17 protein-coding genes are annotated in these 21992 nt (G+C 33.4%); 7 read left to right on the forward strand and 10 right to left on the reverse strand.

All coding sequences use genetic code 11. The features are described from left to right. Window positions 1-53 precede the first annotated feature (53 nt). The 6 genes from GQR94_RS17335 to GQR94_RS17360 form a co-directional block, all read right to left on the reverse strand. Window positions 54-2585 (reverse strand): PIG-L family deacetylase, encoded by a 2532-nt coding sequence (locus GQR94_RS17335; RefSeq protein WP_158977488.1) that lies wholly within the window; start codon window positions 2583-2585, stop codon window positions 54-56. Window positions 2586-2672: 87 nt separating this feature from the next. After that, window positions 2673-3224 carry a mechanosensitive ion channel domain-containing protein gene (locus GQR94_RS17340; RefSeq protein WP_158977491.1) on the reverse strand — a complete coding sequence of 184 codons (552 nt, stop codon included), beginning with the start codon at window positions 3222-3224 and terminating at the stop codon, window positions 2673-2675. Window positions 3225-3227: 3 nt separating this feature from the next. Beyond that, window positions 3228-4178, reverse strand: a complete 951-nt coding sequence (locus GQR94_RS17345) for a septum formation inhibitor Maf (protein WP_158977493.1) — start codon at window positions 4176-4178, stop codon at window positions 3228-3230. A 39-nt stretch (window positions 4179-4217) separates the two neighbouring features. After that, window positions 4218-4805, reverse strand: coding sequence for a Maf-like protein (locus tag GQR94_RS17350; RefSeq protein ID WP_158977496.1), 588 nt, complete (start codon window positions 4803-4805; stop codon window positions 4218-4220). Window positions 4806-4808: 3 nt separating this feature from the next. After that, window positions 4809-5336: an HAD family hydrolase gene (locus GQR94_RS17355; protein ID WP_158977499.1), complete on the reverse strand. Its 528-nt coding sequence runs from the start codon at window positions 5334-5336 to the stop codon at window positions 4809-4811. After that, window positions 5320-6084, reverse strand: a complete 765-nt coding sequence (locus GQR94_RS17360) for a Rossmann-like and DUF2520 domain-containing protein (protein WP_158977502.1) — start codon at window positions 6082-6084, stop codon at window positions 5320-5322. Before GQR94_RS17360 ends, GQR94_RS17355 begins: the two co-directional genes overlap by 17 nt. 228 nt (window positions 6085-6312) lie before the next feature. Here GQR94_RS17360 and ccsA point away from each other — a divergent pair, with 228 nt between their 5' ends. Genes ccsA through bshB1 form a run of 3 tightly spaced genes read left to right on the forward strand, consistent with a single transcriptional unit; the run spans window position 6313 to window position 11466 of the window. Further along, a complete protein-coding gene (gene ccsA / locus GQR94_RS17365) occupies window positions 6313-9495 on the forward strand; it encodes a cytochrome c biogenesis protein (RefSeq protein ID WP_158977505.1) in 3183 nt (1060 codons plus the stop codon). Between the two features lie 52 nt (window positions 9496-9547). Beyond that, entirely contained in the window at window positions 9548-10699 is a 1152-nt protein-coding gene (locus GQR94_RS17370) for a PLP-dependent aspartate aminotransferase family protein (RefSeq protein ID WP_158977507.1), read from the forward strand. A 44-nt stretch (window positions 10700-10743) separates the two neighbouring features. Next, window positions 10744-11466, forward strand: coding sequence for a bacillithiol biosynthesis deacetylase BshB1 (gene bshB1, locus GQR94_RS17375; protein ID WP_158977510.1), 723 nt, complete (start codon window positions 10744-10746; stop codon window positions 11464-11466). A gap of 52 nt (window positions 11467-11518) precedes the next feature. Here bshB1 and GQR94_RS17380 read toward each other — a convergent pair whose 3' ends face one another. After that, complete coding sequence (locus tag GQR94_RS17380) at window positions 11519-12235, reverse strand: hypothetical protein (protein WP_158977513.1); 717 nt, start codon at window positions 12233-12235, stop codon at window positions 11519-11521. 229 nt (window positions 12236-12464) lie between these two features. Between GQR94_RS17380 and GQR94_RS17385 the strand changes: the two genes are divergently transcribed. Beyond that, window positions 12465-13016: a fasciclin domain-containing protein gene (locus GQR94_RS17385; RefSeq protein ID WP_233268412.1), complete on the forward strand. Its 552-nt coding sequence runs from the start codon at window positions 12465-12467 to the stop codon at window positions 13014-13016. Window positions 13017-13053: 37 nt separating this feature from the next. Here GQR94_RS17385 and pheT read toward each other — a convergent pair whose 3' ends face one another. Further along, window positions 13054-15480 carry a phenylalanine--tRNA ligase subunit beta gene (gene pheT / locus GQR94_RS17390; RefSeq protein WP_158977516.1) on the reverse strand — a complete coding sequence of 809 codons (2427 nt, stop codon included), beginning with the start codon at window positions 15478-15480 and terminating at the stop codon, window positions 13054-13056. Between the two features lie 277 nt (window positions 15481-15757). Between pheT and GQR94_RS17395 the strand changes: the two genes are divergently transcribed. Next, the gene (locus tag GQR94_RS17395) at window positions 15758-16987 is read left to right on the forward strand and encodes a peroxiredoxin (protein WP_158977519.1); all 1230 of its coding nucleotides are present in this window, start codon (window positions 15758-15760) and stop codon (window positions 16985-16987) included. Between the two features lie 58 nt (window positions 16988-17045). Here the strand turns inward: GQR94_RS17395 and leuB are convergent, their stop codons facing one another. Then, a complete protein-coding gene (gene leuB / locus GQR94_RS17400) occupies window positions 17046-18164 on the reverse strand; it encodes a 3-isopropylmalate dehydrogenase (protein WP_158977521.1) in 1119 nt (372 codons plus the stop codon). Next, window positions 18164-19336, reverse strand: coding sequence for a 2-isopropylmalate synthase (locus GQR94_RS17405; RefSeq protein WP_158977524.1), 1173 nt, complete (start codon window positions 19334-19336; stop codon window positions 18164-18166). The genes leuB and GQR94_RS17405 overlap by 1 nt, the downstream gene beginning before the upstream one ends. A 146-nt stretch (window positions 19337-19482) precedes the next feature. Here GQR94_RS17405 and GQR94_RS17410 point away from each other — a divergent pair, with 146 nt between their 5' ends. Together GQR94_RS17410 and GQR94_RS17415 are read left to right on the forward strand one after the other, a co-directional pair. After that, entirely contained in the window at window positions 19483-21027 is a 1545-nt protein-coding gene (locus tag GQR94_RS17410) for a hypothetical protein (protein ID WP_158977527.1), read from the forward strand. Window positions 21028-21085: 58 nt separating this feature from the next. Continuing rightward, window positions 21086-21907, forward strand: a complete 822-nt coding sequence (locus GQR94_RS17415) for a DMT family transporter (protein ID WP_158977530.1) — start codon at window positions 21086-21088, stop codon at window positions 21905-21907. Window positions 21908-21992 lie beyond the last annotated feature (85 nt).

Below are 21992 nucleotides of genomic sequence, written 5' to 3' on the forward strand. Positions count from 1 at the left end.
TATTAACACTACAGAATATTCATTTTTCCAAGTAAATTTATTTTCCATAGTACTTAATCTTTTAATCTTTTATCTGAACTAATCTTAGATTTTCCAACAGATAACATATTAGCAAATAATTTATAAGCACCTGTTACTCCAGCAGGTAATTCTCTGAAGAAACTGAGTCCCGTATAAATATAAGTTCCTTTTCCATAAGTAGCGATAAGTAGACTCCCTTTTTTTTCAGTTTCCCCTTCATCTTTCATTCCTAAAATTGGAGTAAACTCTTTACTCCAAGCATTAGGGAAGTACAATCCTCTTTCTTGAATCCAACCCTTAAAATCGTCATCTGTGATCTTATTAGGGAAATTTAATAAAGAATTCTTTTTCGCTAGAATAGTTATATCAGCATTTTCATCCGTAACACGGTCACTAGATAGTGTTAGATCAAAAGGAGCAATGTTTTCAAATGGGATATTCCTTCTGCCGGCCGTATTGTATTGCACAATCATGGTGCCACCATTCTTCACGTAGTCTAAAAGATTTTTTTGTTTGAATTTTAGTTCAGGTAGCACGTTATAGGCTCTAATTCCCATAACAATAGCATCGTATTTTTTTAAAGATGCATCTGAAATACTTAAGGGATCTATCTCATGTACCGTATATCCTATTTGTTCTAAACTTTCAGGAACTTTATCTCCAGCACCTACTATATATCCAATATTCTGACCTATTTTTTTTATATCCAAACGCACCACCTTTGTCTCTGCAGGCATCAATACTGTTTGTTCTGGAATATGATCATAGTTTATGGTAATCAATTCTTTAGAAATTTCCTGTCCATCAATTTTTACGAGCGGCGAAATATAACTTTCATTTTGAGTGGAAGGCGGGGTTACGTTAAAAATAAGCGTCTGCTCGTCATTTTTTTTCGCAATACTAAAGGCTAATGATGGACTACTAACAATCCATTCTTTAGCATGTTGCAGGATAACCTCTCCGTTTGAATTGTCTTTATGTGCCTTTACCACGACAGCTATTTGTTTTGGTTTGCCATCAGCAAAAATTAGCACCTTTTCTTTTATAGCTACAGTGGCTGCAGGAATCACTTCAAAAGGTTGGTATAACTCTCCTTTATCGGGTTTAGAATACCTGTAAACTACTGGTTTTTTAATAGTAATGATTTCTCCTTCAATATTTAAAGTAAAATAAACATGGAAAGGTCTAGGGGTTTCTGGCTTACCAATTAACTCTTGCTCCTTTATCGTATACGTTCCAAGTGTCCCTTTTTCATTTAACCAATAAGGATTGGTATAGTTTTCTGATGCAGGGATATTTAAAACTAGCGTATTTTTATATTCAATATTATTTTTTAGAGGTGTACCATCAATAATCACTTCATCAGGGTTTAGCTCTATAGCTTGTAATTGCATGTTAACACTACTTCTGTTGATCGCTTCTATTGAAATATCAATGCTTTCGCCTGGTACAGCAGCAGCAGCAGTTGCAGAAGCTTCTAGATACAGACCTGTGATTGCTTCTATGATAGCTAACAATTCTTTTTCTTTATCTTCTTTCCAGTCTTTATCCTTGCTGTTTTGAAGTAATTTATATGCTTTAATTAGTTCAGGAAGGTGGGTAGCAGGATTTTTAAAATCGAAATTTTCTTCTACCTTATAAAGAATATCACCAATAGCTTTACCGCCATCAATACGCGTCCATGTGGTATTAATTCCATCAAAAATATTGCTTTTATCTTTAGGTAAATCTCCTTTTAAAAGCTCAATGTATTCAGTTTCAGAACCTCTTGAAGTAAGTCTGCCAAAACCTTGACATAGATGCTGACTTCTGGCCATATCTGCTATCTCGTTATTGGAAAGCCCTAAATTAGGATAGTATACACCAGTATCTACATTTAATAAATTTGTTTTGTCAGCGGCATCAAATTTCTCTTGACTTCCATAAAACCACCAAGAAGTATTGAAAAATAAACGTTTAGGCTGCCAAGTACTTGTTTTTGAAAGCTGATCAGGATAACTAGCACTATTTCCAGCCAAATCAAAAGCTTCAAAACTTAACATTGCAGAAGAAGTATGGTGTCCATGTGTCGTCCCTGGAGACCTATGATCAAATCGGTTTACAATTACATCGGGTTTAAAGTTTCTAATCACCCAAACAACGTCACTCAGAACAAGATCTTTATCCCATATTTTAAGAGTTTCCTTAGGATGCTTAGAATATCCAAAATCTTTGGCTCTTGTAAAAAATTGATTTCCACCATCAACATTTCTAGCGGCCAATAGCTCTTGTGTGCGTAGTACACCTAATAATTCTGATAATTCAGTGCCAATTAAATTTTGTCCACCATCACCTCTTGTTAGTGATAAATAAGCTGTTTTAGCTTTTAGATTATTAGATAGGTAAGAAATTAATCGCGTGTTTTCATCATCAGGATGAGCGGCAATATATAATGCCTTTCCTAAGAAGTTTAATTTTTCAAGAGAATGATAAATATCTGACGATGAACTTTTCTTTGGAGCTTGTGCAAATGTGAAATTTGATAATAGAAGGACTAATGCAAACAACGTGGTTATTTTGCGCATATATAATTTTTTGAATTTAGTTGGCACTCAAATATAGAAATATTAACTGCTAGAGTGCAATTTTTAAAATATCTTTAACAGGCTTACTTACAATTCCTGTGAATCTTCATTATAGGTTTGTACTAAAGAGATTCCTTTTTGAAGTACTAAACTATTTGGGTACGTTAGAATTTCTCCATTACTTCTTCTTAAATGCATATGGAACGCACGAATATCTTCAATTACAAAAGTTTCATCCCAATTATTAATTACCTCATGTATTTCTTTATCGAATATTCTGATGGTATTTCCTATTTTAAAGGGATATGAGAAGAAGATAATTACACCTGCAGTTATATTACTTAAAATAGACCATTGTGCAAATAATGCGACGCCAATAACCGCAAAAATAGAGGCTAATAAGGCTCCGAGATCCTTAAAGTTTACACTCCATATTAAGGTTAGAACAGCTCCAGATATGATGGTTAAAGCAATAGAAATGTATTTTATAATAAGGTTCGTTCTAACTTTGTTGAAATCGCCAAGTTTAGCAACCTTTTTTACGGTTTTAGTAAATATAAATTTTAAGACAATAACTACAACAAATGTAATCAGTGATCTTAGTAATTCTTCCTGATGATTAACAAAAAAACGCGTCATAAATTATAAACCTAAACTATCGCGCAAAAATAAGTCACTATTCTTATTTTGTTGCCAATATGGTGTTATAATTGATTTATTTTTAACAGCGGTAGTTGTTAATGATTTTGCATGATCTCCATGGCCACTCTTATACGTTTCAGACCATCCTTCTATAGTGTGAGGGAAAGCCTTTGTATAGTCAATTTTTAAGCTGCGTTCTAATGTAGGGAACACTAAGGTATAGGTGTTAATAGAATCATTTTTAGCTTCTAAGCTCAGATTTGCAGTATATTCTTTTAATTCTTTATGCGTTTGTCTTATGTATTCTAATGAAGGAATTACCTCAAAAGTACCGACAGGTAAATTACTAGGATTTATTCTAATTTTGTTCCAAATTTCATTTTCAAGAATTGTTTTTTCTAAACTAAATTCCTGATCGGCTTCACTTTCAAAATAAGAATGAGAAACTACATCAAATTTTTCTCTGTTGTTTAATTGTGCATAAATATGTCCACACCATTCTTGAGCAGAAAAAGATAATTTTACAGCATGCGCATCATCATGTACAGGATAAAAACTACTTGTCATTAATGAATACGGGTAGATTCCTGTAATATAGTTTTTAACGCTGTTGAGTTTTAAAACAGGAATATTAGTTGGGTTAGTACCATCTGCTTTTACTTGTTTGTCGGCAAGAAAAGGTTCTGTAACATAAATTAAAACAGCACTTCCTCCTCTCATTTCACCATATCGAGCTTGGTCTAAGGTGTAGGAAGTAATTTCGGCATTCCCTGAATACCAATACTTCTTAAATTCTGGAGATACGTTTTTCTTTTCTTGTGTATTCGTTTTTTCGTTTACAGTAATCTGCTCAGGCTTTTCTTTTTTTTCACTTTGAGCACAAGACTCTAAACTAAAAACACCTAGCGCGATTATAATTATTAAGAACTCAAATTTCATCCACTTCTTCATAACGTTCAATTTTTTTGTATTAAAAATAAAGTAATTAGCTTAGTTTACCATGCTCATTAACATTTTATGAACTAAATGTGTAGGTAAACCAACAACATTGGCATGAGAACCTTTAATTTCTTCTATTCCAATAAGGCCTATCCATTCTTGAATACCATAGGCACCAGCTTTATCAAAAGGTTTGTAGGTGTTTATATAATACCAGATTTCTTCGTCGCTTAACTCTTTAAACCTTACAAGGGTTGTGCTATTTAATACCTCTTGTTTCGTAGCAGTAGTAAAGCAAACAGAAGTAATTACTTCATGCCAATCATTAGACATTTTTCGCAACATTTGGTATGCTTCATCAGCATTTTCTGGTTTCGCTAAAGATTCATTTTTATACCATACTACGGTGTCAGAAGTAATAACCACATCATTTTCATTCAGGGTTTCTTTAAATTTTGAGGCCTTTAATACTGCTAAATAGTCAGGAATTTCACTTCCTTTTAAATGCTCAGGATATACTTCCTCTACAGGTCTAACATCAATAGCGACAGAAAGATCCAATTCTTCGAAGAATTTTTTTCTACGTGGAGATCCGGAAGCTAAAATAATATTCAGTGTATTTAATTTTTCGTTCCACATACTTTAGGCGTTATAAGCATCAAAATTTTCATACCAGTCACCACGTACTTTTAAAACTTGCTCAATAACATCGCGTACGCAACCATTTCCACCAGATTTATGCGAAATGTAACTACAAATCGCTTTTACTTCAGGAATAGCATCTTGCGGGCACGTCGCTAAGCCTACTTTTTTCATTGGAGGAATATCGGGTAGGTCATCACCCATATATAAAACATGTTCGGGTAAAATATTGTTGTTATTTAAATATTCATTGAGAAATTCTATTTTTTGATGGGCTCCTAAATGAATATCCTTAACTCCTAAAGAGATCATACGTTGACGAACACCTTCATTTGTACCTCCAGAAATAATACAGACGTTGTACCCTTTATTCAAAGCAGTTTTTAGTGCGTATCCATCTTTTACATTCATAGTTCTAAGCATTTCGCCATCGGTAGTAATGAGTAATTTGCCATCTGTAAAAACACCGTCAACATCAAAAACAAATGTGGTAATGTTCTGTAGATACTCTTTATAACTTTTTTCCATATTTTTCCTGAATTGATTCGCTTAATAATTTATAAATCTGTTTTTTGTTCTTGCCCTTTAATTGATCTAGATGACGTTGCATGGTAGCAACATCATTTCGTCTTGCAGGACCTGTTTGTGCATCTTTGGGTTCTAAAGTCGCAATTTTATCTGATGTTTCTTTAATTAATGGGCGTAAAATTTCAAACGGTACATCATGTTCGTCACAAATTTCATTACCTATAGTGTACATGTAGTTCGTAAAATTATTTACGAAAACAGCTGCTACATGTAAATGACTTCTTTGCTCCGTAGAAATGTCATACACCTTATCTGAGATTGTTTCTGCCAGAAAAGAAAGTGATTTTAAATGACCTTCATTTTTTGCTTCTATACATACTGGAATAGTTCTAAAATCTACTTGTTTTCCCTTAGAAAAACTTTGTAATGGATAAAATACGCCAGTATTTTTACAGGCATTTAATGCCTTTAAAGGTACGCTGCCAGAAGTATGGACAACCAATCCATTTACATGTTTTAATTTAGTAGAAACCTCAGGAATAGCATCATCGCTTACCGCAATAATATATACATCAGCTTGTTTAATCGTATCGTTGAAAAGGCAAGTATCAGTTTTCTGACTAAAATAGTTCAAAGATTCACTCCGTCTTCCTACGACCTGTAATACGTTAAGCATGTCATATTGCAAAAAAGTATCAAATAGATGGGTTGCAATATTTCCAGTACCAATAAGCACAATTGAAATCATACCCAAAAGTACTAATTTTCAGAAAATAGCTTTATATATTACCTACTACTTCTCTTTTTTTTAAATTTAAACCTTACAGCGTATTGATGCTGAATCCTTTCTAAGAGAATTGTTAAATAAATTATAAGAAATAATTAACATCTTAAAACTGTTTTTACCCGAGTTAGGTTTTAATTTAGTAGTAAAAGGGCTTACTTTTGTAGACCAAATTCAATTGGTTTATTATCCATGAAAGCACTCCTTCAGAAGTTTTTTTTCTCCACAAGATTAATGTCCGTTTTATTTATTGTTTTTGCCATCTCAATGGGTATCGGAACGTTTATAGAAAGTTGGTATAGTACAGATACAGCTCGGATTTATATTTACAACACCACATGGTTTGAAGCTATTATGGTGTTTTTTGTTATAAATTTTTCAGGGAATGTCTTTAGATATCGCTTATTAAGAATAGAAAAATGGCCTGTGTTATTGCTTCATATGTCTTGGATTTTAATTATCATAGGTGCTTTTGTTACAAGATATATCAGTTTTGAAGGTATGATGCCCATACGTGAGGGGCAAACGGAAAAAGTATTCTATTCTGATAAAACGTTTTTGAGTGCCAATATTGATGGTGATATTGATGGAGAACGTTTGCGTAAACCTCTTGAAGACGATATTATTGTTACTCCAGAAGGTATTAAGTCTAGCTTGCCTTGGAAAATGGATTTTAACGGTCAGCCTTTTAAAATATCATTTGTGGAGTTTATACAAGGTGCAGAGGAAGGCTTAATCCCTGACGAAAATGGAAATGAATATTTAAAAATTGTTGAAGCTGGTGATGGCGAACGTCATGATCATTATCTTGAAAGTGGAGAGGTTTCAAGCATTCATAATGTATTGTTTGCTTTAAATAAACCAACAGAAGGTGCTATAAATATTATGTATGCCAATGGAGCGTATCAAATTAAATCTCCTTTTGAAGGCGATTATATGCGTATGGCAGATCAGTTTAAAGGAACACTTTTAAAAGATAGCATACAACCTTTAGTATTACGCTCTTTATACAATACGGCTGGCATGCAGTTTGTAATTCCTGATTCAATTATGAAAGGATCTTATGGTATTGTTAAAGTTCCAGAAGCAGAGGTAAATGAAAAAACCAGAGATGCTATGGTTGTAGAAATTGAAACCAAAGGGGAGAAAGTACAACAAACCTTATTGGGTGGTAAAGGTTCTGCAGAATATTCGGAGAAAGTTAGCATTGGTGGACTAGATTTTTCATTGCGTTATGGGTCTAAGGTGTATGAATTGCCCTTCGGAATTAAATTAAATGATTTTATAGCAGATAAATATCCAGGAACAGAAAGAGGATTTTCTTCTTTTATGAGTAAAGTAACCATTGAAGATGAACGTCCGTTTGATTATGATATTTATATGAATCACGTTTTAGATCATCAAGGCTATCGTTTTTTTCAAGCAAATTTTGATCCAGATGAAAAAGGAACTGGACTTTCTGTGAACCATGATTTTTGGGGCACATGGATTACCTATATTGGCTACTTCCTCCTGTATACAGGTTTAATGGGAATTATGTTTTTTGGGGATACGCGCTTTAAATATTTAACAGCTTCTTTGAAAAAATTGAATGCTAAAAAAATAGTATCCACAGTAGTATTATTTTTAGGGTTAAGTTTTGGCATGTCTGCACAAACAGAGCATTCGGCAGATGATGGTCATGATCATGCGGCAGCGCCTACAACACAGCAGATGGATTCTATGATGCAAGGAACTATTGTATCTAAAGAACACGCAGAACATTTTGGTAAATTGGTAATTCAAGATGAAGGTGGGCGAATGAAGCCTATTAATACGTATTCTTCAGAATTATTGAGAAAACTAAGTTTTAAAGATAAATTCAATGATTTAAATTCAGATCAGGTCTTGCTCTCTATGATGCTGAATCCTGCAATTTGGTATAATACGGAATTTATCGCGTTGGATAAAAAGGGGGTAAATGACAGCATTCGTAAAATAATTGGTGTTCCCAATGATCAACGTTATGTAAAAGCAACTGATTTTTTCGATACAAAAGGGCAAACAAAATTTGAACCTTTTTTAGATGATGCATTTAATACCACAAATCCGAATAAATTTCAATCGGATATAAAAGATACCTATTTGCGTTTGGGCTTATTGAACCGGGCGTTAGGAGGAGATATTATCAAGGTTTTTCCACTGCTAGATGACGAAAATAACAAATGGATTTCTGCGGTAGAATACCGCTCAGGTAAATATCAAGTAAGTGATTCTTTGTATGGCAACTTCATCAGTAATGCCTTGCCGTTTTACTTAATGACGCTAAAGACCGCAGTAGCTACAAATGATTACACACAGGCAGATAAACTACTTCAGGCTTTTAAACAAAATCAGAAAAATCATGGAGCAGCAGTATTGCCATCAGAAAATAAAATAAATGCAGAGGTTTTTTATAACAAGGCAGATATTTTTAATAAACTATACAAATACTATGCTTTAGCGGGTATTGTAATGTTCTTTATCTTAATCTTTCAGATTTTTAAAGATAGAAAAGCGCTAAGAGTAGGGGTTGCAACTTTTAAAGTAATTATATGGCTCTTATTTGTTCTACATACAGCGGGACTTATCATGCGTTGGTATATTTCTGGCCATGCGCCTTGGAGTGATGCTTACGAAAGTATTTTGTATGTAGCATGGGCAACCATGGGAATTGGTTTGGCGTTCAGTAGCCGTAGTAATTTGACTATTGCCTCTACAGCCTTTGTTACTTCAATGTTATTATGGATAGCGCATGGGAATTGGATAGATCCTGCTGTAGCAAATTTACAACCAGTACTAGATAGTTATTGGTTAATGATACACGTGGCGGTTATCGTTGGAAGTTACGGACCTTTAACAGTAGGGATGATTCTTGGTGTGGTTAGTTTAGTTTTAATACTAATGACCAACGAAAAGAACAAAACGCGAATGGAGTATAACCTCAAAGAAATAACTATTGTTAATGAACTAGCCTTGACTGCAGGATTCGTTATGCTTACTATAGGAAACTTTTTAGGAGGACAATGGGCCAATGAAAGTTGGGGAAGATATTGGGGTTGGGATCCTAAAGAAACATGGGCATTAATTTCTATCATGGTTTATGCTTTTGTCTTACACATGCGTCTTGTTCCGGGTCTTAGAGGTCGGTGGACGTTTAATTTTGCCAGTGTTGTTGCCTTTGGTAGTATTATGATGACCTATTTTGGTGTAAACTTTTATTTGGCAGGCCTACATAGTTATGCCAGTGGAGCCCAGGTGATTACGCCAACGTTTGTCTATTATACCGTTGCGGGAGTTTTTATTCTAGGCGGATTAAGTTTTTGGAAATATAAAAAGTACTATTCTAAAAAATAAAAAAACGAGCTAATTTAGTGCCAACTAATTAACATACGATACTACAGGAATTATGGAAAATAAAAAAGCAGGATTCAATACCATTTGTACACATTTCGGAGAATTAAAAGACGAAAAATATAAAGGAGCTGTTTCTCCACTGTATATGAGTACTTCTTATGCCTTTGATGATGTTGAAGTAAAAAGGTACCCACGTTATTTTAATACTCCAAATCAGGTAGCGCTATCAGAAAAAGTAGCGGCTTTAGAACACGCCGAAGCTGCCATGATATTTGGTAGTGGTATGGCTGCCGTAAGTACGGCTTTATTGGCTTTTCTAAGAGCAGGTGATCATGTTGTTCTTCAAAAAACACTGTATGGCGGAACGTATAATCTGGTTACAGAAGAGTTTGAGAAGTTCGGAATCTCTTATTCCTTTACAGACGGTTTAAAACCAGAAGATTTTACGGCTAAAATAAAGGAAAATACAAAGGTTATTTATATAGAAACTCCATCAAACCCACTCTTAACCATCACCGATTTAAAGGCGATTAGCGAAATTGCTAAAAAAAATGGTTTGGTTTCTATGATCGACAATACATTTGCGAGTCCCGTGAATCAAAACCCAATAGATTTTGGAATAGATGTCGTGATTCATAGTGCCACTAAGTACATGGGTGGGCATTCAGACATATTAGCAGGGGCAGTGGCCTCTACGAAAGAATATATGGAACGTATATTTCATTTAGCGAAAAATTTTGGAGGTAGTTTAAGTGATTATACGGTTTGGTTGTTAGAACGAAGTATTAAAACAATGGGCATACGTGTGCGAGCACAGAATGAAAATGCTCAGAAAATGGCGGAATTTTTATATCAAAATAAAAATATTCAAGCGGTTTATTATCCAGGATTACCCAGCCACCCAGACCATGAATTGGCAAAATCTCAAATGCGTGGCTTTGGTGGGATGCTTTCTTTTGAACTTAATGAAGCAATAGATTCATATACCTTTCAGCAAGCATTAAAGCTTATTAAATCATCTATGAGCTTAGCGGGAGTAGAAAGCACCATGCTATCACCTTCAAAAACATCTCATGGTTTATTGAGTCCGGAAGAAAGAGAAAACCAAGGAATAGCAGATGGTTTAATTCGGTTTTCATTAGGTATTGAAGATATTGAAGATTTAATTGAAGATATTGAACAAGCAATTGCTGTTGCTAAGTAAGTAATTGGTCGTGTTGTGCGACAAATGAATCATAAATGAGAAGTATGAAATTAGATATATTGGCTTTTGGTGCACACCCTGATGATGTAGAGTTAGGTGCAGGAGCAACAATTGCTAAAGAAATTTCCAATGGTAAGAAAGTTGGAATTGTAGATTTAACTAGGGGCGAGTTAGGAACTCGTGGTAGTGCAGAAATTAGAGACAAAGAAGCAAATGCTGCTGCTAAAATTTTAGGGGTAACGGTTCGTGAGAATTTAGAATTTGCAGATGGATTTTTTACCAACGATAGAGAGCATCAATTAGCGGTAATAAAAATGATACGGAAATACCGACCAGAAATAGTGCTTTGTAATGCTATCGATGATCGTCATATAGATCATGGTAAAGGCAGTAAATTGGTTAGTGATGCTTGTTTTTTGAGCGGATTGATTAAAATTGATACAAAGTTTGATGGTGATGACGTTTGGCAAGATGCATGGCGACCAAAAATAGTGTACCATTACATTCAATGGAAAAATTTAAATCCAGATCTTTTAGTAGATGTTTCTGGGTTTATAGAGAAGAAGACGGAAGCAATTTTTGCGTATGGTTCTCAGTTCTACGATCCAAAAAGTAATGAACCAGAGACACCAATAAGTAGTAAGAATTTTACGGACAGCGTAAATTACAGAGCTAGAGATTTAGGAAGGTTAATAGGAGTAGAGTATGCGGAGGGTTTTACAACAGAACGTTTTCCTGCGGTAGCACAATTAAGTGATCTTATTTAAAGACTTCAAATATCAAATAAAAAACAGCGGCCTAGAGCCGCTGTTTTTGTTATTATATAAATTTACTATTCCAAATAGCAGGTGTAAAGTTTTTCCCCTTTGAAAAACCATAAAAGATAGTAATAGCCATAATTGTTTTGAACATAAAAAAACAAAGGATCCAAAATTGAGCATTAGATGCAGATTTAGAAAAAAGTCCAGAAGGTACCAATAAGGTCATGCAATAACTTAGTGCCATAATGACCAGCAGTAAATTGATGATATTCTTAAAAGGGAGCATTAGTAATTTTCTATAGGCACTCATATCATTGCCCCATTGGTGTATTAAATAATAATAGTTATTACCTATAGAAGCAAATAATAAAGGGTCGTCCTTATCTTCCAATTTAAATAATTTAGACGGTGCAATTATTTTAAAATTTTTAAGCGTGGTCTTATGCTCTTGCTCTAGTTTATTTATTTTTAAAAAGGCTTCTTTAGGGATTTCTCCTTTGAAATAGGAACTATCTAAAAAGCGAAGTCTGTAGTCAATACATATTTTTTTTATTTGATCAATATGATATATTTTATCCGTTTCTAAAAGATCAATAATAAAGTGATTGTAATTTCCCTGATTTTTTTTAATGGTTTTCTCTCTGATTCTAGTGCTTGTTTTATGCTCTTCTTCTAGAATGTGGTAAAATTGATCAATCAAAGTATTAGAGGAGCTTGAATGCTTCACTTTCTCTTTTTTGAGTTGATCTTCAAGGTTTATCTTTTTCAATAGCATCTGAATATTTTTTGAGATCATATCAAATTTACAAAATTGTTGGATTAGATATATTGAGGATTTTCACTAAACACATGTTAAATAAATGTTAATTTCTATGAAATGCATCTTATTGCCCATGAACTACCCAATAATAGGTGTATCTTGTCATTATTATTTGGTATTTCAACGATGAAATACCATCCCAAATTTTTTTAAATTGATTAAGTTTTAATACCTACTTTGAATTATGAAGCTACTAAAATCCCCTCTTTTAGTGCTGTTAACGCTTACTATGCTTAGTGTTAATGCGCAGAAAAAAAATGGCAATATTAAAATGGATCCTGAAAAATCTATTTTAAAGAATGCCGAAAACTCCGGAAATCACGAACTTCTTATTGCAGCAGTACATGTATCAGAATTAGATGCTTTATTGGATGGTGAAGCTCAATTTACTGTTTTTGCGCCTAGTGATATTAATTTTGATTCTTCAACTAAAGCTAGAATTGTAGATTTAGTTCGTACGAAGAATAAGAAAGAAATTCAATCGATTTTAGGGTACCATATTATTGCAGGCAAACTTTCGGCTTCAAAAATATTAAAGGCACTTTGTAGTGGAGAAGGGAGCGCTCGTTTTACTACGCTTACAGGAGATACGCTTACGGCAACAATGAAGGGTATTGATATTATATTGACGGATAAATTTGGAAATCAATCTGTGATTACTAAAGCCGATGCAAATCAATGTAATGGTGTTATCCATGTAATAGATAGTGTAAGTCATCTTGCAAGTAAAGCTTAAGTATAAGCTTTACTTGCAGTACCACTTTATAAGCATCTTAGCGCAATTCAGCACCAAGTTTAGATTCAAAATTATGTTTGAATTTTGACATAATCTTTTCGATCTGTTTATCTGTCAAGGTTGCTTTCTCAGATTTAAGCGTGAAGCTTACGGCATAAGACTTTTTACCTTTTGGTAATTTAGATCCTGTGTACACATCAAAAAGACTTACTTCTTTTAATAAGGTTTTTTCAGTTTCAAAGGCAATGTTATGAATGTCTTTAAAATAAACTTCATTGTCAATAAGCAATGCAAAATCTCTTTTCACTTCTGGGAATTTTGAAATTTCTTGATACGCTATCTTTTGATCGCGAATAAGAGTTAAAATTTCATCCCATTTAAAATCAGCATAAAGTATTTCATTCTTTAAATCAAAACTCTTTAGAATTGATTTCTGAACCGTTCCTAAATTTACAACGTCTATTTTACCAGATTTTATGGCTATTGCTTCAGAAAATTCTTCGCTTTTAGAAATCACAGTAGATAGATTTTTTAAACCTAGACGCTCTAAGATACTTTCCACATTTGATTTTAAGGTAAAGAAACTTGTCTTGGCTGCTGGTGCAATCCATGAGTCTTCATTTTTGTTGCCTGTTAGGAAAAGAACTAAATGTTTATTTTCTTGCTGCTTCCCATTATAGTTATGGTAGCTTTTTCCAAATTCAAAGAACTTTAAATTTTGTCTTTTTCTATTGCTGTTGTATAATATAGCTTCCAATCCTGAAAACAATAACGTTCTTCTCATAATAGAGAGATCATTACTTAAGGGATTTATAATGTTAACAGTATGTTCTTCGTTTAACTTTTCAACCTCTTTATTATAAATAGGAGAAGTTAGGCTGTTGGTCATTATTTCATTAAACCCCTTCGCTGCTAAAAAGTCGCCTATAATAGATTGAATTTTGTAATCTTCAAAAGGACTTGTCGTAGCTATCGAAGCGTTTAGTTTTTCTTTGAAATTGATATTATTATACCCGTAGACTCTTAAAATTTCTTCAATAACATCTACCTCCCTGCGAACATCAACTCTATAGAATGGAATAGTTAAACCTAATCCTGTTTCCGTAACATTATTTAACTTGATGTCTAAAGAAGCTAATATAGATTTTATAATATCCTGAGGGATTTCTTGTCCTATTAAGCGATTGATTTTTTTATACGTCAAGAAAACTTGGTAATCATTCTGTTTGTTTGGGTATAAGTCAATAATATCAGAGGTGATATCACCACCGGCAATTTGTTGAATTAATATTGCAGCTCTTTTTAAACAATATTCAACACTATTAATATCAATACCTCTTTCAAAACGGAACGATGCATCGGTGTTGAAACCATGTCTTTTTGATGTTTTACGTACAGAAATAGGGTCAAAATAGGCGCTTTCTAGAAAAATTGAGGTAGTATCATTTGTAACCCCTGAATTTAATCCTCCATATACACCAGCTATGCAAAGTGGTTTTTCTGCATCGCAAATCATTAAATCATCCTCATGTAATTCTATTTCTACCCCATCTAAAGTTTTAAATTTAGTACCAGTAGCTAAAGTTTTTACATTAATTTTATTATCCTTTATTTTATTAGCATCAAATGCATGTAAAGGCTGTCCTAATTCATGAAGTACGTAATTAGTAACATCTACGATATTGTTAATAGGGCTTAAACCAATTGCCTTTAATCTATTCTTTAACCAGTTTGGAGATTCTTGAACCGTAAGATTGTTTATCGTTACACCAGCATATCTTGGCGCAAGTTTATTATCATCAACGGAAACATCAATTTTTAAAGATCTATTGGTAATATGAAAATTACTTACAGAAGGTGTAATGAGTTCTAATTGAAGATCTTTTTGTTTTAGACCCGCTTTTAGATCTCTAGCGACACCTAAATGACTCATAGCATCTGCTCTGTTGGGCGTTAAGCCAATTTCAAATATGGTGTCATTTTCTACTTCAAAAATAGCAGCACAAGGTGTTCCTGGTTTTAGATCATCACTCAGTACCATAATACCATCGTGACTTTCCCCAACACCAATTTCATCTTCAGCGCAAATCATTCCGTGGCTTTCTTCACCTCGAATTTTACCTTTTTTAATAATCCACTCTTCACCTTCTTTCGTGTAGAGTTTTGTACCAATAGTTGCAACAGGTACTTTTTGTCCTTGCGCAACATTAGCAGCACCACATACTATTTGAATTGGGTTTCCTGTCCCAATATCAACCGTGGTTATTTTTAGTTTATCAGCGTTTGAATGTTTCTCGCAAGACAAAACATGACCTACAACGATGCCTTTTAAGCCTCCCTTTGTCGATTCAAATGCTTCAATTCCTTCTACCTCTAAGCCAAGATCTGTTAATAATTCCGCAGTTTGCTCAGCTTCCCAGCTAATCTGTAAAAATTGTTTTAGCCAGTTGTAAGATATTTTCATTTAATAATATTTTCAATTCCGAGTTTTAAATATAGTGTAGTGTTCTAATTTTTAGAACCATACGCCTCTATTCAAGTATCCTCATCGGATAATTAGTTTTGGTTTCTGATTTTGTTCTTGTAAACCTTGCTATTATTAGTTTATAATAATTTGCAGCTAACAGCCAACAAATATAAAACAATGTGTCAAGACATTCAATAGCTATTTAATTGAATTGATTTTTATTTTTAATTGTAACAAATTAATTGTTAATTCGGCTTCGGAAAAAGAAGGAATTATGAGGAAGTTGGGATTTGTTGTGGTATTTTTTGTTTTGTTTTTTTCATGTAAAGAAAAGAAAGAGCATCAAGAGATGCCAAAAGAGGGGATGTGGGTGGTAGAATTACAAGTTATGGATCATCAACAATTACCTTTTAATTTGAGTTTAAATAAAGAAGCGAATTCTACGTATTCTGCAGATGTTTATAATGGGGATGAAGTAATTCATACCAATGAAATTAGTATTGTAGGGGATACCATCAGTATTAAATTTCCTGTTTTTGAAGGGTATTTAAAAGGTACTTTTGATGAAACGACCATTAAAGGAGATTTTATTCAAGAGAGTTTAGATAGAGTAGTGCCTTTTACGGCTACCTATGGAAAAACCAATAGATTTGAGCTTAAAAGTGATGCTGAGACTTCTGTTTCTGGAATCTGGGAAACAATATTTAGCCCCAATACAGAAGAGGCTTATATAGGGAAGGGCATCTTTGTTCAAAATAACAATAGTGTTCACGGTACTTTTAGAACCACTACGGGTGATTATAGGTATTTAGAGGGAGTATTAGATGGAGATTCATTAAAGCTGTCCGCTTTTGATGGAGCACATGCCTTCTTGTTTAATGCTAAAGTAAGTGATAGTTCGCTAAATGGAACCTTCTATTCTGGAAACCATTTTAAGGAGCCATTCACCGCAATTAGAAATGAAGTGTTTGAATTGCCTGATGAAGATTCTCTTACGTATTTAAAAGAGGGGTATACTAAGTTCGATTTTTCTTTTCCGGATGAAAACGGAAATATCGTTTCATTATCTGATGAGAAGTTCAACAATAAAGCTGTTGTGGTACAAATAATGGGGACATGGTGTCCTAATTGTTTAGATGAAACCAAATTTTTAGTAGACTTTATAGAGAATAATAAAGACTTAGAGTTAGAAGTTGTTGCGTTATCTTTTGAATATGCGAAAACAGAGGAAGATGCTTTTAAAGCCATTAACCGTTTAATAGCGCGAGTAGGAGTTACTTACCCCGTTCTTTTGGCACAATATGGAACTGCAGATAAGGAGGAGGCGCAGAAGAAACTACCAATGTTGAGCCATGTACTATCATACCCCACTACACTATTTATAGATAAACAAGGTGTAGTGTGTAAAATAAAAACGGGATTTAATGGTCCTGCTACAGGAGAGAAATTTACTGAATTTAAAAAAGAGTTTAAAACTTTGGTAACAAATTTGTCTAATGAATAAAATCGAAAAAGCCTCTCAAATATTGAAAGGCTTTTAACGGACTAATTCTGGGTATAATTTAAATAATAGTGGATTTACCCAATCCAATATTCTCATAATTCATAGTAAGACTGTCATCAGTGTCAACAATATTATTCGCAATAAAATCGCCAACATCATTGGTGCCATGTTTGCTTTTAGAATTTATATCGGGAGTGACTATTTTTTTCTTTAATGATTTGTTTACGGCAGATACAACCGCTCTAGATTCTTCTTCTAATCCAAAATGTTGAAGTAACATTGCTGCAGAAAGTATGGCTGCAATTGGGTTGGCAATATCTTTGCCAGCTGCTTGCGGATAAGAGCCATGAATAGGCTCAAACATAGCAATACCATCTCCTATTGATGCAGAAGGTAGTAGTCCAATAGAACCACCAATAACACTGGCTTGATCAGAAATAATATCTCCAAAAAGGTTAGGTGCTAAAATAACATCAAACCTGCTTGGGTTTAGTATCATTTGCATAATGGCATTGTGTAAATAAATACACTCTAATTCTACTTCAGGGTAGCTCTCACTAATGCGTTTTACTACTCTACGCCAAAGTCTAGAAGTCTCTAAAACATTAGACTTGTCTATTAATGTAATCTTTTTACTTCTCTTTTTTGCTGCTTTAAATGCCAAATGAGTAATTCTACTAATCTGACTTTCAGTATAGGAAGCAATGTCAGTAGCCGTTGCTCCATCTTCACTTAATGAATGCGCTCCACTGTAAATTCCACCAGTTAATTCACGGTAAATTACAAAGTTCGTTCCCTTTAAAACCTCTTCTTTTAAAGGAGATTTTTTTAATAGCGTAGGAAATACCGCCACGGGTCTAATATTAGTAAATACACCCAATGCTTTACGTAATTCAAAAAGTCCATTTTCTGGTCTTATTTTAGCATCAGGGTTATTGTCGTATTCTGGTAATCCAATGGCGCCAAAAAGAACGGCATCAGAATTTAGACATAGTTTTATAGTATTTTCAGGGAGTGCTTTTTTTGTTTCAAGTATTGCAGCTCCCCCAATAAGCTCGGTAGTAAATGTAAATTGATGGCCAAATGTTTCTTCAACCGCTTGCAAGCATTTTACAGCTTGAGCGATTACTTCTGGTCCGATACCATCTCCAGGTAAAAGTGCAATATTAATATTCATTAGGCAACGCTTTCAATATTAATATTACTTGTTTCAATAATTTGATGAATATCTTCATCAACTATTTCTTTTTTCTTATCGGCATAAACTAAAAACTCTTGATAGACTACGTCTAACTGTGTTTTCGTTAGTTCATAACCAACAATTTTAGCTCTATACGCTAAGGCTGCTCTACCACTTCTTGCAGTTAATACAATTGATGATTCATCAACGCCAACATCTAAAGGGTCTATGATTTCGTAAGTTTCTCTATTTTTGATAACTCCGTCTTGGTGTATTCCAGAACTATGAGCAAATGCATTAGCACCAACAATTGCTTTATTAGGTTGCACAATCATTCCCATTTTCTGAGAAACCATACGGCTTGTGTCATTTAATAATTTACTGTTAATATTGGTGTCTAAGCCTAAAGTTGGGTGTTGTCTTAAAATCATGACAACTTCTTCTAATGCTGTATTACCAGCACGCTCTCCAATTCCATTTATAGTGCACTCTATTTGGCGTGCACCATTTATTACTCCTGCAATAGAATTAGCAGTCGCTAAGCCTAAATCATTATGGCAGTGGCAAGAAATTATAGCCCTATCAATACCATTTACATTTTCATACAAATACTTTATTTTTGCTCCATATTCATCAGGCAAACAATAGCCTGTAGTATCTGGGATATTAACCACGGTAGCACCTGCCTTAATGACTGCTTCACAGACTCGAGCTAGGAATTCGTTATCTGTTCTACCAGCATCTTCAGCATAAAATTCTACATCTTCTACAAAAGATTTAGCGTATGAAACGGCTTCAATTGCACGTTCTATAATAGCCTCTTTATTAGAATTGAATTTAAATTTTATATGAGATGCAGAGGTACCTATTCCAGTATGTATTCTTGGATGTTTTGCAAATTTTAATGCTTCAGCAGCAACTTCTATATCTTTTTTTACAGCCCTTGTTAATCCGCAAACTGTTGCATTTTTAACAAGTTTTGCGATTTCTTGAACTGATTTAAAATCACCGGGACTAGAAACAGGAAAGCCTGCTTCAATAACATCTACGCCAAGAAGCTCCAAACGTTCAGCTATCACCAATTTTTGTGTGGTGTCTAATTTACATCCAGGAACTTGTTCTCCGTCTCTTAGTGTTGTATCAAATATTTGTACTATATCTTTGCTCATTATATTTGCGTAGTTTTACTAGTCTATACGAATATAGATGTACTCTTATTAATTATATCTGTAGTAAAAATTCATTTACAACGTTTAGATAGTTTTTACGATACTCAAGTATTGGGTAATCAGGTAGTTAAATAATATTTTTTACGATGACAAATGCCAATAAAGATTCTTTATTTGTTCTTATAAAATCACTTTCTAAGTCAGAAAAGCGACAGTTTAAATTATATGTAGGTCGATTGGGGGTAAATACCGATGCGAAATTTTTAGCATTATTTAATTTGTTAGATAAGGTAAGGGAATATGATGAAAAAGTTATATTAGAAACAGGAATTGTAAAAAAGGCGCAGCTTTCTAATTTAAAAGCACATTTGTATAAGCAAATTTTAATTAGCCTTCGTCTAAATCCTGTCAATCAAAACATTCGTGTTCATATCCGTGAACAATTAGATTTTGCTACTATTCTTTATCAGAAGGGCTTGTACAAACAGAGCCTTAAAATATTAGATAAAGCGAAGACTACGGCTATTGATAATGAAGAAAAAAATATAGCTTATGAAATTGTTGAGCTAGAAAAAATTATAGAAACTCAATACATTACACGAAGTATTCCAGATCGTGCAGATGAACTAGCGATACAAGCTAAAGAACTTTCTGCTCAAAATGTAATGACCAGTAAGCTTTCTAATTTATCCTTACAATTATATGGGCAAATGCTTAAAATGGGCTATGTACGTAGTGATGAAGATTATCAATTTGTAAAGAATTATTTTCAAAGTCATTTGCCAAAATATAAAATTGATGCATTAGGTTTCAGGGAAAAATTATGGTTATATAAAGCACATTTATGGTATAGTTTTTTAATACAAGATTTTTTATCATGCTATAAATATTCCAGTAAATGGTCCGACTTATTTTACGAACATAAGGAGATGATTTATTTAAATCCTGTGTTTTATTTAAAAGGGAGTAATTATTTATTAGAATCACTTTTCTATGTGCGGTATAGTTCCCAGTTTAAAGAGGTCTTAGAGAAATTAGAGGTTACAATAAATGAAAAAGATTTTCCTCATAATGATAATGTAACTTCATTGGCTTTTTTATACATTAATAGTAATAAATTAAACTTACATTTCTTAGAAGGTACTTTTGATAAAGGCGTGTATCTAGTAAAAATTATTGAATATGGTATAATCAAACATAAAGATCGTATTGATATGCATCATATTATGTTATTCTATTACAAGATTGCTTGTTTGTATTTTGGAATGGGAGATAACAAAACCTGTATTTCTTATTTAAAGAAAATCATAAACAATAAAAATCTTAAAATGCGGGAGGACTTAATGTGCTTTGCACGGGTTTTAAGTTTGGTGGCACATTATGAAGCAGGAATGGATTATCATTTAGAAGTACAACTTAAAAGTACCTACAAGTTTTTATTAAAAATGAACGATTTACATGCCGTTCAAAAAGAGATGATCAAATTTTTACGTGGTTTAGGCGATATTTATCCGAATGAATTACGCAATGAATTTCAGAAATTATACGATTCGCTTAAGAAGTATGAAGATCATCCCTATGAAAAAAGAGCTTTTTTATATTTAGATATACTGTCTTGGTTAGAAAGTCATTTAGAAAATAAACCAGTAGCACAAATTATAAAAGAAAAGGCAGCGACCTTAATTAGATAGCATATTTCTTTTGAAGAATTCAAATCATCTTAGTCACTTATTAGAAATCAACCTGGCAATGCTCTTTGTTAGTACTTCAGGTACTTTAGGAAGGTATGTAGATTTGCCAGTACCGGTTACTATAGGGATTAGGGCAGTTATAGCGGTACTTTTATTATTGGTATATTGTAAATGGAAGAAAATATCCTTACGAATAGATAAAAAACATCTATTCCCTGTGTTAACAAGCGGATTATTATTTGGCTTACATTGGATTACTTACTTCTATGCGCTTCGTTTGTCTAATGTTGCCATCGGTATGATTTCCTTATTTACATATCCTATTTTAACGGCTTTTTTAGAACCTATATTACTAAAAACGAAATTTCAAAAAATACATTTGTTTTTAGCTTTATTGGTTTTAGTTGGAATATATTTTCTAGTGCCAAGTTTTGACATGGCCAATGATTACACGCTCGCTGTTTGTATTGGGGTGCTGTCGGCATTGTTTTATTCCTTAAGAAACTTATTGTTAAAAGCTAAAGCTGCGACCTATAATGGCTCCATGCTAATGTGTTACCAATTAATTGTAATAGGCGTTCTCTTGGCTCCTTTTTATTTTACGGTAGATTTTGCTGTTGTGCTGGGTGAATGGAAGGGACTCGTTGCATTGGCATTGCTGACTACCGCTATAGGGCACACCCTATTTTTAAATAGTTTTAAAAATTTTTCTATTACAACAGTAAGTATATTAAGTAGTGTGCAACCCATTTACGGAATTATAATGGGCGCAATTTTACTCCATGAATTTCCTGAAACAAATACACTGATAGGAGGCTTCTTAATTCTAAGTTCTGTAGTGATTGAAAGTATACGTTCTTCAAAAAGAACTAAAATCTAGCCCTCCAAATAATTACCTATGCCGTTTTTATTTCTTTTATAATTCTGTTAATTCCCTTAGAATAAGGAGTACTTTCATTTAAAGA

The sequence above is a fragment of the Cellulophaga sp. L1A9 genome (genome assembly GCF_009797025.1).
Taxonomy (GTDB): Bacteria; Bacteroidota; Bacteroidia; order Flavobacteriales; family Flavobacteriaceae; genus Cellulophaga.